Origin of the sequence: Vulcanococcus sp. DEBay_Sum22DG08_74, assembly GCF_017852955.1 — a bacterium.
In the GTDB taxonomy this organism is placed as follows: domain Bacteria; phylum Cyanobacteriota; class Cyanobacteriia; order PCC-6307; family Cyanobiaceae; genus Vulcanococcus.
The window spans coordinates 23,264-36,938 of sequence record NZ_JAFMKL010000007.1 but is presented as its reverse complement, the minus strand read 5'-3'; the positions used below and the strand labels follow the sequence as shown (position 1 = coordinate 36,938).

Here is a 13,675-nt window from a genome sequence, read left to right as displayed (position 1 = left end):
AGGGTCACAGGAGCCGCCTCAGAACTTCCAACCCACACCGAGGTTGAAACGGTATTCGTCAGTGAAGTCCTGGCTGGCAACCTCCAAACGGAGGGGACCGACGGGCGTGGTCACGATTACGCCAAGACCAGGAGAAACACCTTGTCCAGGCTTCTCCAACAGAGATCCTGGGTTGCCCGGAACATCAGCCTGACTGCCAAAGGTGGTGCCGGCGTCGATGAAAACCTCCCCGCTAATGATGCTGAAGATGGGGAATCGATATTCAATCGTGGCTTCACCAAAGCTCTTACCGACGCCGAGATCACAGTCGTAGTAACCGCGTACGGAGTTTGAGCCACCCAAGCAGAAGGCCTCATAGACGGGCATGTTGCCCAGGTTTGTTCCTACAGAAACCTGAAAAGCGAGGGCCTGTTTGCAATCTTCCTTCTGCCCGGGCTTGGGGCGGCAGCCTTTATAGAACTTCAACCAGTTCACCGGGATGTAGTGGGTTCCAGTGGCCCTGAGGCGGTTGAACGTGGGTGAATCCTGCCCAACGGAGAAAAACTGCTCAGAACCAACGCTCAAGAAATTGCCACTGGTTGGATTTCGAGGATCATTCAGCGTGTTCATCGAGGCGGCAACCCTCAGACCAACCAATTGGTTTGTCGTTGCGCCGTTTTCGCAGTTGTACGCAACGCAAATCACATTGTTGACGGTGGTTGTTCCGTTAGCAGTGAAGTTGTTGGAGGCAACGGCATAGGGCATGGCATCCCCTGCAAAGTTGATTGGCTTCACCTGCTGGGCATTCAGGCCAACGACCACACTCCACGGTGCTTTTTTGAACGGATCACCGCCGTTCAATGGTCGAGCCAAAGACGCCGTGCCGCCGATCCGCTGAATCGCGACGGCATTGCCATCCAACTGGAACCAGTTGTTGTTGTCGCCGAGCTGAGGATTTGCAGCCTTAGCTGCTGTCACCGAGGCATAGGGACCGGTCAAGACGGTGGAGTTGCTCTGATAAGCGATCGCAGTACTGGGGGCACTGAAAAAGCCTTGAGAAACATCCGAGACGGTGTAGAAGTTGCCGTTTTGCTGGCTTTGGAATACCTGGGGAACTTCCCGGCTCAGGAAAAGCTTGGTGCGGAAGGCGGTGCGGTACTTGTCACCCTTGATCCAGGGGTCAGTGAAGGACAGGTCTGCTAATCCGCCGAACTGGCCATAGGTGACGTTCAGGGCCAAATCCCAGGCGCGACCGAAGAGGTTGCTGTCCTGAAGCTGGATCTGACCAAAGATGCCCTGGCTCTGGCTGTAGCCGATACCGCCCGAGAGGGAGCCGGTGGACTGCTCCACCACACCCAGGACGATGGTGACGGCACCGGGCTCACCCGCGACCGGGCGCAGGGTCACCTTCACATCGCCGAAGAGACCGGTGCCATAGAGACGCTTGATGTCGTCTTCCAGTTGGCGGCGGTTGAAGGTGTCGCCGGCCTTGATCGAAATCTCTCGGGTGACCACCCAGGTCTTGGTTTTGCCGCGGATCGGCTGGCCCTTGTCGTTGGTGCTGTCGCCCTCCTTATTGAGGAACTGCACTTCGACGCCCGCCACGGTGCCCTCACGCACCAGCAGCTGCACCACACCCGCGGGGCTGACGCGGGTTGGACCGGTGACCCGAGCGAGGGAATAGCCCTGATCGGCGTACCACTTCTGCAGCTCAGCGATGCGGGCCTGCAGGGCGTTGAGATTCAGGGTCTTGCCGTAGTCCGCGGCAAAGATGTCAGGGATGAGGTTGTCCGGAAGCTTGGTGGTCTCGCTAACGCCCTCAAGGTCCACCTTGGTGAGCACCGGGTTCGGCACGACCGTGACCACGAGCCGGACGCCCAGGGGGCTATCGACGGGCTGAATGCGGACGTCGGAGAACCAACCGCTGGCGTAGATCGCGGACAGATCCGTCTGCAATTGAGCGCGGGTGACACGACTGCCGGGGCGGGTGGCCATCGCGTCGTACACCGCGATCTCCATCCGCTCCTGCTCCGGATGCCCCTCAGCCCCCTGGACCACCACCTCACTGATCAGCACCTGGGGCTCAGCGGGAGCCGCTGGCGCCAAGGAATCACTGGTGCTGGGGGCAAGTGATGGTCTGGAACTGGGGGTCTCAGACGCAGGCTGATCTACCGGTGCAGGGTCCTCTGGTTCCGGACTCTTGTCCTGGGCCCAGACCGGGCCAACCCCAGCGACCAGGGGCAACGTCAGTGCCAGCCCCAGGCTCCATGCGTGGTTCTTGCCGTTGCGGGTTGCAGCCATGGAACGGGGACTGGAGCGGCGAACCGCAAATTCCGCCGAACCTACTTGGCTCAGCGGGGTTCTGGACAGGCGGCTTGGACCCGTTTGAGAACCTCCCCGTAGGCCTCGACCACACCGCCGAGATCCTGACGGAAGCGATCTTTGTCCAAGATCCGCTCCTGGGCATCGCCGCTGACGTTCCTGTCCCAGAGACGGCAGGTATCGGGACTGATTTCATCGGCCACCACCAGCTGACCGTCGGTGGTGAAACCCAGTTCGATCTTGAAGTCCACCAGCTCCAGGGCGATCTCGGCAAAAAAGCGACGCAGCACCGCGTTGACGGCCATGGCCAGACGCTCCAATTCCTGGCGCTGGGGTGCCGTCAGCACCCCCAGACGCTCCAGTCGCGCATCGGTCAGCAGGGGATCGCCGTAGGCGTCGTCCTTGTAATAGAGATCCAGCAGCGGCGGATCCAAGGGGGTGCCGGGCTCGATCGGCATCTGTTTGCACAGCGAGCCAAAGGCGATGTTGCGCACCACCACTTCCACCGGAACGATCTGAACCGGCTTCACCAACATCCAGTTGGGTTCCTGCAGGGAGAGGTAGTGGGTGGCGATCCCCTCCCGCTCGAGCAACTCGAACAGCCGCGCCGAGATCTGGCAGTTCATCAACCCCTTGCCCGCCAGCTGGGCCTTTTTGAGGGCGTTGAAGGCGGTGGCGTCGTCCTTGTACTCAACCGCCACCAAATCGGTTTGATCGGTCTGGAAGACGCGCTTGGCCTTGCCTTCGTAGAGGAGAGATCCGAGGGTGTAAGCGGTCATGGTTGCGGTGCGGCGTGGCCTCCGGGATCGCGGGGGGAACGCAACTGCTGCTGCAATGCGTCGGCCCTGGCGCTTTGTCCTGAATCTTGCCGGGTGATCGCCCACTCGCTGTAGGCATCATCCAGGCGCTGGCTCAGACGGCTCAGGCGGGCGCGGGAGCGCTCCGCCACCGCGCCGGACTCGGATTCGACCAAGACGCGCTGCTGCTCCAGCAAGGCGATGGCCAGGCCCCAGGCCTGGGCCGCCGCCGCCTGATCCAGGGCGCGCTCCATCAGCTGATCGCGTTCGGCCAAGGGCAGTTGCGCAAGCAGAGCGACCGCTTGGCTGAGGCGCTCCGCCGCCACCTGACCCGGTCGTCGTCCGGCCAAGAGCAGCGCCGCCGCCTCCTGGTGGCGCTCCAGAACGATCAGGTGTTCGACGTAGAGATCCAGGGAAGGCCGCGTCAGCACGGTGCCGTCCTCATTCACCCGGACAGGAAGGGCCAGGGTCTCCAGGCGCTCGGGATCAGCCGCGGTCAACTGCTCCAACAGGCGCGCCGCCAAGTCGTGATGCAGACCAGCCATGGCGGCGCGCCAGCGCTGCACCAACCACTGCTCGCGCTCGAGACCGGGAGCCGGACCAAAACGGTTCAGCACCTCCAGGGCCGCATCGGGGGCCCGGCAGCTGAGCAGAGCATTGGCATTCACCAACACCACCGGGAAGGGCTGGGGCGGTGGGGCCACGGTCAACAACCGCTGCTGGAGCAGCTGCAAACGGGTCACAAAGTCAAAGCTGGCGGCCTCCTGGCAGGCCAGGTTGAGGGCCCGTAGGTCCCCGGTTTTCAGTAGCTCCTGAAACTCCGCTTCCGGGGTGCTCCCTTCGAGTTCTGGGGCCGAGGGTCCCTGGACCTTGGGCTTCGGCTGACCGCGAAACAGATCGCCAATGAAGGGCAACTTGGCCTCGGCGGGCAGGGCCGCAGCCAGCACCAAGGGAAGCAGCGCCAAGCCCCAAGCCCACGGCTGCCGCCGGCGCGCCCCCACCGGCGAGTAAAGAAGGAAAGGCACCGGCAGCGGTCTTCTGGGGGACAACCTAGGGGAGCTCACCGCTGTGATCACCGAACGAACCACCCGCCTCCTGCCCTCCATGACCGCGCCCGCTGCCCCGCAACACGTGCTGGTCGTCGGAGGAGGCGGACGGGAGAACGCCCTGGCCTGGGCCCTGGCCCGCAGCGCTGGCGTCCAGCAGGTCTGGGTGGCCCCAGGCAACGGCGGCACCGCTGAACTCGAGGGCTGCATCCAGCTGGCCATCAGCGAGGGCGATCAGGACGCCCTGCTGAAGACCTGCCAAGACGAAACGATTGACCTGGTCGTGGTGGGTCCCGAAGCCCCCCTGGCCGCGGGCCTCGGCGATCGCCTGCGCCAGGCTGGCTTTGCCGTCTTCGGCCCTGGAGCGGACGGCGCCCAGCTGGAGGCCAGTAAACAGTGGGCCAAGGCGCTGATGGTGGAGGCCGGCATCCCCACGGCGGGCTACTGGAAAGCCAACAGCAAAGAGGAAGCCCTCCGTGCCCTCGACGCCCAGGGCAAGCCCCTGGTGGTGAAGGCTGACGGACTGGCCGCCGGCAAGGGGGTGACCGTGGCCGAGAGCGTGGACGAAGCCCGCGCCGCCATTGAAGAGATCTTTGCTGGACGGTTTGGAGGCGAAGCCTCCTTGGTGCTGGAGGAGCGCACCCACGGCCCCGAGGTCTCGGTCTTTGCCCTCAGTGACGGCGAGCGCATGGTGCTGCTGCCCCCCGCCCAGGACCACAAACGCATTGGCGAAGGGGATGTGGGCCCCAACACCGGCGGCATGGGGGCCTATGCCCCGGCCCCACTGCTGGATCAAGCCGGTCTCGAGGAGGTCAAACGGCTCGTGCTCGATCCCACCCTGGCGGCCCTACAGGCCCGGGGGATCAGCTACCGGGGGGTGATCTATGCGGGCCTCATGCTCACCGAAACCGGTCCGAGCGTGATCGAGTTCAACTGCCGCTTCGGGGACCCCGAATGCGAGACCCTGATGCCCCTGATGGGGCCGGAGTTTGCGGCGGTCCTTCTGGCCTGCGCCACCGGCCAACTCGACACCGCCCCGGCCCTGACCATTCACGAGCAGTGCAGCGCCTGCGTGATTGCCGCAGCCCAGGGCTATCCCGGGGAGATCCGCAAGGGAGACCCCATCTCGAGCTCCGTGGAGAACGGCGCCGATCTGCAGCTGTTCCATGCCGGAACTCGCCGGGATGAAGCCGGGGTCTGCCACACCAACGGGGGCCGGGTGCTGGCGATGGTGGCCCAAGCAGGCGACTTTGATGCCGCCTTCGCCAAGGCCTACGAGGGCCTCCAGCAGGTGCACTTTGAAGGCATGACCTATCGCCGCGACATCGGCCACCAGGTCCGCAGCCACTAAGCTTCCGCCGCCGATCCCAGCACCTTGACCAGCAGCTCCACACCGCTTGCCCCTCGCCGCTGGTGGCAGAGCCTGGTGCGCTGGTGGGCGGAATTCAGCCTCCAAACCAAGCTGCTGGCGGCCGCCACCCTGGTGGTCAGCCTGGTGATGACGGCCATCACCTTCTTTGCGCTCAACGGCATCCAGGCGGATGTGCGCATGAGCGACACCCGCTTTGCCCGCGACCTGGGCCTGCTGCTCTCCGCCAACGTCACTCCGCTGGTGGCCCAGGGCAACGACCGGGAGCTGGCGGCCGTCGCCGAACGCTTCTGGAAATCCAGCCGCAGCCTTCGCTACATCTTCTTCGCCGATCCCGACGGGATCATCTACCTGGGGATCCCCATCAGCGGCACCAGCGGCAGCAGTGAGCTGCTGCTCAGCCGCAAGTTGGAACTGCCCGCCGAACTCTCCAAACGTCCGCAGAACCCACTGATCCGGCAACACCTGACCCCCGATGGTCAGGTCACCGATGTCTTCGTGCCCCTGGTTGCCGATGGGCGCTACATGGGTGTGCTGGCCCTGGGGATCAACCCCAACGAAGCCGCCCTGGCCAGTGCCGCCCTGAGCCGCGAGGTGACGGTGGCGGTGTTCATCTCAATCTGGATCCTGGTGATCCTGGGGGCCGTCTTCAACGCCCTGACCATCACCCAGCCGGTCAAGGAGCTGCTGCGGGGGGTGCGCTCCATCGCAGGGGGGGACTTCGAGGCGCGCATTGCCCTGCCCGTTGGCGGTGAACTGGGGGAACTGCTGGACGGCTTCAACGACATGGCCTCCCAGCTCGAGGCCTACAACGAGGCCAACATCGAAGAGCTCACCGCCGCCCAGGTGAAGCAGCAATCGCTGATCGCGACCATGGCCGATGGGGCCTTGCTGCTGGATTCCGAAGGGCGGGTGGTGCTGGTTAACCCCACCGCCAGGCGCCTGTTCCGCTGGGAGGGCCGCAATCTGGAGGGCACGCGCCTGATGGACGAACTGCCCGAGGGACTGAACCTCGAGTTGCAGACCCCCCTTGAGAGCCTGCTGGAGAACGACAAGGAGAGCAGCGATGTGCGCTGCAGCTTTGGCGAACCACCGCGCACCCTGCGCATCGTTCTGCAGTCCGTGCGCGATGCCAGCGGCGAAACCCTGAAGGGCATCGCCGTCACCGTCCAAGACCTCACCCGCGAGGTGGAACTCAACGCCGCCCAGAGCCGTTTCATCAGCAACGTCTCCCATGAGCTGCGCACGCCGCTCTTCAACATCAAGAGCTACGTCGAGACCCTCCACGACATGGGCGAGCAGCTCAGCGAGGAGGACCGGAGGGACTTTCTGGCGATCGCCAACTCCGAGACCGACCGCCTCACCCGCCTCGTCAATGACGTCCTCGATCTCTCCCGACTGGAGAGCGATCGGGCCTGGTCGATGGAAGCGGTGGAGCTGGGCCCGGCGATGGAGCAAACCCTGCGCAATTACAAGCTGAACGCCAAGGAAAAAGGCGTCGAGCTCGACCTTCATGTCACCGACGAGCTGCCCCGGGTTCGCGGCAACTGGGACCTGCTGCTGCAGGTGCTCGACAACCTGGTGGGCAACGGCCTGAAGTTCACCGCCGCCGGGGGCCGCCTGAGCCTGTGGGCCTACCCCTGGCCTGACATCTGCAGAATTGACCCCAGCACGGCGGCCAACCCGGACAACCCCGCCTGCGAGCTGACCGCGCCGCTGCCGAAGCTACGGGTGGAAATCTCCGATACCGGTTCAGGCATCTCCCGCGAAGACCAGGAGAAGATCTTCGATCGCTTCTACCGGGTCGAGAACGCTGTTCACACCGAAGTGGGAACTGGTCTGGGGCTTTCCATCGTGCGGGGCATCCTGGAGAAGCACGGGGCCACCGTTCGCATGGTGAGCGAACTCAATGTGGGCACCACCTTCTGGTTTGACCTGCCCCTCGAAGACGCTGACGACACGGAACTGCGCCTGCAGGCCGAACGGCGAAGCAGCAGCAATTTGGGTGACGGGATCTAGAACTGGCCCTCGCCAACCCCCTTCACGATGCGTGAGAGCTCGCTGCGCTCATCGTGGTCAATGCGGTGCGGCACACCACTAATAATCCGCTCGAAGTTGGAGAAGGAGTCCTTAATTTCAGGGCCGTTGCTCGTAATGATGTATTCACGGATTCCCTTGTCGTGCCAGGAACCACGCATCTTGAAGACGTTCAGAGCGCGGGCCATCTCACCACGGATCTCGACGTACTGAAGCAGCAGGATCGTGTCGGTAATCGTCGAGATATGGGAGTCGGTAATCGAGTGACTTCCCATGAATTCCTCGGAGGTATTCGTAAAGAAGCCCGCGATTTCTTCCTGCTTGGCGTAACCGGTCACGCCGATCACAAACTGACGGAAGGCGTTATGACTCACGCCCCGCGCCAGGGCCGAGAGGGAGTCGATCGCCATCCGCGATGGCTTGAACTGGCTGATTTCGGTCTTGATGATTTGGAGGTGATCCTCTAGGCCCGTTGATTCGGGATAGGCACAAATAATTTTGAGCAGCCCCTGGCGCTCCATCTCCTCGAAATCCAACCCCCAACTGGTGGCATTGCGCAGCAGCTGGGCCCGGGATTCCTCATAGGCAAAGAGGATGGCCCGCTCCTTGTTGGCGCAGGCGTTCTCCACAAACTTGCTGACCAGCAGGGTCTTACCGGTCCCTGTCGCACCGGTGGCCAGGATGATCGAATCCTTGAAGAAGCCGCCGCCGCACATCTCATCGAGACGGGGGACACCCGAGCTCACGCGGACATTGGAGCTGCGCTGGGTCAGGCGCATGGCCCCCAGCGGGAAGATGCTGATGCCGTGGGAGCCCATGGTGAAGGGGAACTCCCCTTTCATGTGGGTGGTACCGCGCAACTTCAGGATTTCCACCGTCCGCCTGCGGCGCTCCCCCTCCAAGACATTGCGGAGGATCACCACGTTGTCGCTGACGAATTCCTCCACCCCGTAGCGGGCGATGGGACCGTATTCATCAATCCGCTCGGTGGTCATCACCGTGGTGACGCCGATCTCCTTCAGGCGGGCAATCAAGCGGAAGATCTCCCGGCGCACGACCGAGACCGCGTCGTACTGCTGAAAAACGGCCGTGATCGAATCGATCGCCACACGCCGAGCCTTGTACTTACGGATCGCGTAGTTAATTCGCTCGATCAGACCTGACAGATCGAAGCTGCCAGCGACATCTTGCCCTTCCGGATCAGGGGAGGCATCCAAAATGAACAGCTTGTCCTGCTCCACCATTTCCTGGAGATTCCAGCCAAAGCTGGCCGCATTGCGGAGAATATCGAGCGGCGACTCTTCAAAGGTGACGAAAATCCCGGGCTCGTCAAACTGACGAATGCCGTTGTAGAGAAAGTTCAGCGAGAACACGGTTTTACCCGTGCCCGATGTCCCACTGATCAGGGTGGAGCGCCCAATGGGGAGACCGCCCTGGCAAACGTCGTCAAACCCCTCAATCCCCGTCGGCAGCTTCTGGAGCGAGCCGAGGTGATTCGACTGTGGGCTGGGGTCCTGCATGGGGAGGATGGTCCTGTCAGAAATCTAGTTCGTTTTCATGGCTATGGCAGCCACTCTTGTGAAGGAAACGTTGGTTTTCACACAAGATCACCCACCGCATCCTGGTCCAACAAGGACTCGGACAAGGCCTCATCGCTGAGCTCCTCAAACAAGAGATCCAAACCAATCAAAACCCTCTCCCGGTCTGAGAGATCACCAATGATTCGACGCACCGGTGGCGGGAGGATCTTGGCGAGGGTGGGCGTCGCCAGGATCTTGTCTTCTTCAGCGAGCTGAGGATTCTTCAGAACATCAATCACTTTCAGGGCATACACACCCTGAAATTCCGTATCGAGGATATTCCGCAAGGTCTTTAATGCGCGCATCGAGTTGGGCGTATTTCCCGCCACATAGAGCTTCAAGATGTAGGTCTTGCGTGGACTCATCGGAATCACCTCCTTAAGACAAATGGAACGAGTAAGAACTAACCAACGGCCTCACCAGGCGGTGGTTCCGCCAAGGGGAGATCCGGGGGAATGGAACGCCGGTACATCTCACACAAATGGGCCATCACATCCAAAAGCGCAAGGCGGTAATCCTGAAGAAAATCGTTTTTATGGCCTTCAAGCCGCAGTTGCTTCCAGAAGGAATCCATCAGATCCACGTGGATCTCAACAACGCTGTTGACCGGGAGATCGCAAAAGAAGGCGCTGTGGACAAAGCTCTCGATCGCCTGGTTGGCCGCCGCAGGATCCTTGAAGTAACTGATCAGGATGTCGCGGTAGCCCCGCTGCAACGACTGGCGCAACTCGCCGTGGTCAGGCTCCGGGAGATTGCGCAAAAACAGGGACGGATCCCGCTTGTAGAAGACCCCCAGGTAGCCCAGGCGCCCCTGAAGTCGATTGGGTAGCCGCCAGGACAGCGGTGTCGAGGCCGACTCACTGCCCGACTCCGATTGGGCGGACAGTCCCTTGCGCAGGAAGCGCGAAACCGCAGCATCCAGGCTGTAGACAACCTGCTCAAGCTGGTCCTGGGGCAGATGCACCTCCGCCTCGTGGTAATCGACGCGGCCGTTGACTTCCCCCACCACAACCGCCGGCAGAAGCACCCCTTGCTGACGCAACCCTTGGAGGGCCTCTGGGGGCGTGACACCCTGCTGCAGCAGCACCACATCAAAGGCATCCCGCCGCTGCAGCAATTCAGCGATCGGATCGGGAAGGGAGCCCAGGTCCTCCAGGCAGTAGCGCTCACCCTTCAGCCAGCTGGTGGCAGCCTTGACCAGACGAGGGTCCGACAACAGCGAAGCAATAGTGAGCGCCGGCTGGGTCATGGCCCTGAGTTGGAGCCCTGGCAAGTGACCTCAGTGTTGACGGGAGTGCCCTCGAGCGGTGAAACTCGTTGTTTGTCTTCCAATTGCCGTGGCAGGCCGCAATGACGGCGTCCTTCCGTCAGCCTGACCACGCCCCTTCTGTCATGAGTACTGATTCGCAAACCGGCCCCTACGCCATCGTTGAGACCTCGGGCACCCAGGTCTGGGTTCAGCCCAACCGCTACTACGACCTCAACCGGATCCACGCCGAGGTCGACAGCACCCTCACCCTCGAGAACGTGCTGCTGGTGAACGACGGCAAGGCCGCCAACGTGGGTCAGCCCTACGTCAAAGGGGCCACCGTTGAGCTGCAGGTGATGGCTCACCGCCGCGGCCAGAAGATCATCGTCTACAAGATGCGCCCTAAGAAGAAGACCCGCCGTAAGAACGGTCACCGTCAGGAGCTCACCCGCGTGATGGTCAAGTCCATCAGCGTCGGCGGCAAAGCACTGGCCTGAACCTCCAGATCCTTCACCTGAACTCCTGAGCTTCCTCCCCCATGGCCCACAAGAAAGGCACCGGCTCAACCCGTAACGGCCGCGACTCCAACGCCAAGCGTCTTGGCGTGAAGCGCTACGGCGGTGAATCCGTCAGCGCCGGTTCGATCCTGATCCGCCAGCGCGGCACCTCTGTGCTCCCCGGCAACAACGTCGGCCGCGGTGCTGACGACACCCTCTTCGCCCTGGTCGACGGTGTGGTCAGCTTCGACACCATCAAGCGCGGTCTGCGCACCCGCAAGCGCATCAACGTGGCCCTCGGCTGAAGCCCAGCACCACGGTTGATTGAGCCGGCACCCAGGTGCCGGCTTTTTTGTGGCCCGGCCTCAGGCCAGGCGGTAGGCGCGGGTGGTGATCAGATAGGGATGGAACACCTCGAGGAAGCGAGCCTGGAGGGTGCGGAAGAAGCGCTCCACCAGGGCCGGATCATCGAAGTGGAAGGGATACTCGCCGTTGAACCCCTGGAAGAAATACCAATTCAGGAGGGCGATCGCCTCCGGTCCCATCCGCTGAGCGAACTGCTCGAGCTGCGCCGAAGGATCGTTGAGGTGCTCAAGCACGTCCAGGCACACCACCGTGTCAAACCGCTCGGGCAGGGCGGCGTCGCCGAGGTCGCGGAAACAACGCAGCTTGTGGGCCAAGCCAAAGCGCTCCGCCCGCTCCGTCACGAAAGCGCGGTTGGCGGGGTTGAGGTCGACGAACCAGACCGACTCGACCTCAGGCAGGGCCGCCGCCGCCAGGGCATGGGTGCCAATCCCGCCGCCGAAGTCGAGGACCTGCCCCTTGGCAAACATGGCCTGCAAGCGCAGGGTGTCCGCGATGTAATCCGCACTGCTCAGGTGCCAAGCCGCGAGCTCCAGCAGATGGGCATGGCCCACCTCGTTCTCGTAGAAGCTCCCCGCCTGCTCGGGATCAAAGGCCCCAGGGTGGGCAGCGGCCAGGGCCTCGGTCGCCATCGGCAACTGCTGCTCCAGCTCCGCTGCCGTGAGCTGGAGATGGGACGCCAGATGCTGGCGTAGATCAAATCCCCCGGAGAGAAAGTGATCGAGGGAGAGAGCGGCGGTGACGGTCATGGCTGATCACCGTAGAGGTCGCTGCTCAGGTCCCAACTCCGCCCCAGCCCCGGGAACCATCAACCAGCGGCGCAGCCAGGCCGTCAGCCAATAGAAGGGCAGGGTGTCCAGTAAGGCCGCCAGGGCCTTGAACAGGTAGCCACTGGCAATGAAGCTCAGCAGTTGAGGTGCCACCGGAAGATCCGCGCGCACCGGAAGGACGTGGGCGGCGTAGTGGCTGATCAGCACCACCGCCGTCGTATCCACCAACTGGCTGACCAGGGTCGAGCCGTTGTTGCGCAACCAAAGCGCCCGACCACCGGTGCGCCGCTTCCAGAAATGAAACAGGCGGACATCGGTGAACTGGGCCGCCATGTAGGCCGCCATTGACGCTCCGATCGCACCAAAGGCCAAGCCCTGAACGGCAAAAAACGTCTCCTCCGGGGCCCCCGGCAGACCCGGCAACACACCGCCGAGCCAGAGCACCAGGACGATCCAACCGTTCAACAGCAAGCCCACCCAGACCAACTGATTGGCCCGCTGCTCGCCCCAGATCTCACTGATCAGGTCCGTGCAGAGGAAGGTCACCGGATAGGGGAGGGCTCCAACCGCCACCACCACCGGCCATGAGCCGATCTGACCGAGCTGCAGGAAGCGGGTCAGGCCAAGGATGTTCAACATCCCCATCGTTCCAAGGAACAGACCCGAGAGGACGAGAAAGGCCAGCTCCCGCCGCTGTTGCAGCGCCTCATCCACGGGCATTGGGGGGCCTCAGCTGTGCCACACGGTGGCACCATTGCGGCGTGCTCGCCTCAATCCAGCGTTGACCTGCGGCTTTCTCGTACTGGACAAGCCCGCAGGGATGAGCTCCCACAGCTGTGTCTCAAGGATTCGCAGGGCCTACGGGCTCAAACGGGTGGGGCATGGAGGAACGTTGGATCCCGCGGTCACCGGCGTGCTGCCCATTGCCCTGGGGCCCGCCACCCGGCTGCTCCCCTATCTGGAGAGCGACAAGACCTATCGGGGGGTCATCCAACTGGGGGTCACAACCGACAGCGATGACCTGGAGGGCCAGGTCCTGGAGCAGCGCCCCCTGCCCAACCTCAGCCCAGAGGCCATCGGCGAGGCGCTCGCCCCATTTCGCGGGGCGATTCAACAGCGACCTCCGGCGGTCTCAGCGGTCCACGTCAATGGAGAGCGCGCCTACAAATTGGCCCGCGCCGGCCAGTGCCCTGAGCTGCCTCCCCGCCCGGTAACGATTCACCGCTTGGAGCTGCTGGGCTGGGATCCAACCCAAGGGCAGATCGACCTGGAGGTGCACTGCAGCTCTGGCACCTACATCCGCTCCCTGGCCCGAGACCTCGGCGAGGCCCTGGGCTGCGGTGGCAGCCTGGCGCGCCTGCGGCGAACCCAAGCCCTGGGCTTTGACCTGGCGCAAAGCGTCACCCTGGAGCAACTGGAGGGGGAACCTCCCGCACTGCTCAACCCCCTGGAGGTCCTGCGCCACCTCCCCCTACACCGGCTGGACGAGGAGGGGCTCGCGGGCTGGCGCTGCGGGCGCCTGCAGGACTGTGACCCCAGTTGGGCACTCGAGGACGCCGTTGTGGTCGTGAATCCAGATGGCAACCTGGCGGGCATGGCCCGGGTCGCCTCCCCTGGGCAACTCCAACCCAAGCTCGTGCTCGACGCCGCGGGCTAGTTCACTCGG

Annotated in this window: 13 protein-coding genes; 5 read left to right on the top strand and 8 right to left on the bottom strand. The window is 63.2% G+C overall.

Going from position 1 to position 13,675, the window contains the following annotated elements:
* Window positions 1-18: 18 nt before the first annotated feature.
* Genes QZ184_RS02220 through QZ184_RS02210 form a run of 3 tightly spaced genes read right to left on the bottom strand, consistent with a single transcriptional unit; the run spans window position 19 to window position 4,123 of the window.
* Window positions 19-2,280, bottom strand: a complete 2,262-nt coding sequence (locus tag QZ184_RS02220) for a BamA/TamA family outer membrane protein (protein WP_296417967.1) — start codon at window positions 2,278-2,280, stop codon at window positions 19-21.
* Window positions 2,281-2,330: 50 nt separating this feature from the next.
* On the bottom strand, window positions 2,331-3,080 hold the full coding sequence (gene purC, locus QZ184_RS02215; RefSeq protein ID WP_010315429.1) for a phosphoribosylaminoimidazolesuccinocarboxamide synthase: 750 nt from the start codon (window positions 3,078-3,080) through the stop codon (window positions 2,331-2,333).
* Entirely contained in the window at window positions 3,077-4,123 is a 1,047-nt protein-coding gene (locus tag QZ184_RS02210) for a hypothetical protein (protein WP_296417966.1), read from the bottom strand. Before QZ184_RS02210 ends, purC begins: the two co-directional genes overlap by 4 nt.
* 79 nt (window positions 4,124-4,202) lie before the next feature.
* Here QZ184_RS02210 and purD point away from each other — a divergent pair, with 79 nt between their 5' ends.
* Window positions 4,203-5,495, top strand: coding sequence for a phosphoribosylamine--glycine ligase (gene purD / locus QZ184_RS02205; protein WP_296417964.1), 1,293 nt, complete (start codon window positions 4,203-4,205; stop codon window positions 5,493-5,495).
* A gap of 24 nt (window positions 5,496-5,519) precedes the next feature.
* Complete coding sequence (gene nblS, locus QZ184_RS02200; protein ID WP_296417963.1) at window positions 5,520-7,532, top strand: two-component system sensor histidine kinase NblS; 2,013 nt, start codon at window positions 5,520-5,522, stop codon at window positions 7,530-7,532.
* Here nblS and kaiC read toward each other — a convergent pair.
* The 3 genes from kaiC to QZ184_RS02185 all read right to left on the bottom strand — a co-directional run bounded on the left by kaiC (window position 7,529) and on the right by QZ184_RS02185 (window position 10,379).
* Window positions 7,529-9,070 carry a circadian clock protein KaiC gene (gene kaiC / locus QZ184_RS02195; RefSeq protein ID WP_296417960.1) on the bottom strand — a complete coding sequence of 514 codons (1,542 nt, stop codon included), beginning with the start codon at window positions 9,068-9,070 and terminating at the stop codon, window positions 7,529-7,531. The two genes, nblS and kaiC, sit on opposite strands and share 4 nt — an antisense overlap.
* Window positions 9,071-9,147: 77 nt before the next feature.
* Complete coding sequence (gene kaiB, locus QZ184_RS02190) at window positions 9,148-9,495, bottom strand: circadian clock protein KaiB (protein ID WP_010315420.1); 348 nt, start codon at window positions 9,493-9,495, stop codon at window positions 9,148-9,150.
* Window positions 9,496-9,533: 38 nt separating this feature from the next.
* A complete protein-coding gene (locus QZ184_RS02185; RefSeq protein WP_296415744.1) occupies window positions 9,534-10,379 on the bottom strand; it encodes a circadian clock protein KaiA in 846 nt (281 codons plus the stop codon).
* A gap of 143 nt (window positions 10,380-10,522) precedes the next feature.
* On the opposite strand from QZ184_RS02185, the gene rplU reads away from it, so the two are divergent.
* Both rplU and rpmA read left to right on the top strand, forming a co-directional pair.
* Window positions 10,523-10,876 (top strand): 50S ribosomal protein L21, encoded by a 354-nt coding sequence (gene rplU, locus QZ184_RS02180; protein ID WP_247477180.1) that lies wholly within the window; start codon window positions 10,523-10,525, stop codon window positions 10,874-10,876.
* A 41-nt stretch (window positions 10,877-10,917) separates the two neighbouring features.
* Entirely contained in the window at window positions 10,918-11,181 is a 264-nt protein-coding gene (gene rpmA, locus QZ184_RS02175; protein ID WP_010315415.1) for a 50S ribosomal protein L27, read from the top strand.
* Window positions 11,182-11,241: 60 nt separating this feature from the next.
* Here rpmA and QZ184_RS02170 read toward each other — a convergent pair whose 3' ends face one another.
* Both QZ184_RS02170 and QZ184_RS02165 read right to left on the bottom strand, forming a co-directional pair.
* The gene (locus QZ184_RS02170) at window positions 11,242-11,988 is read right to left on the bottom strand and encodes a methyltransferase domain-containing protein (protein WP_010315414.1); all 747 of its coding nucleotides are present in this window, start codon (window positions 11,986-11,988) and stop codon (window positions 11,242-11,244) included.
* A 6-nt stretch (window positions 11,989-11,994) separates the two neighbouring features.
* Entirely contained in the window at window positions 11,995-12,729 is a 735-nt protein-coding gene (locus QZ184_RS02165) for a queuosine precursor transporter (RefSeq protein WP_247477175.1), read from the bottom strand.
* 61 nt (window positions 12,730-12,790) lie between these two features.
* Between QZ184_RS02165 and truB the strand changes: the two genes are divergently transcribed.
* Window positions 12,791-13,666 carry a tRNA pseudouridine(55) synthase TruB gene (gene truB / locus QZ184_RS02160; RefSeq protein ID WP_296417957.1) on the top strand — a complete coding sequence of 292 codons (876 nt, stop codon included), beginning with the start codon at window positions 12,791-12,793 and terminating at the stop codon, window positions 13,664-13,666.
* Window positions 13,667-13,675 lie beyond the last annotated feature (9 nt).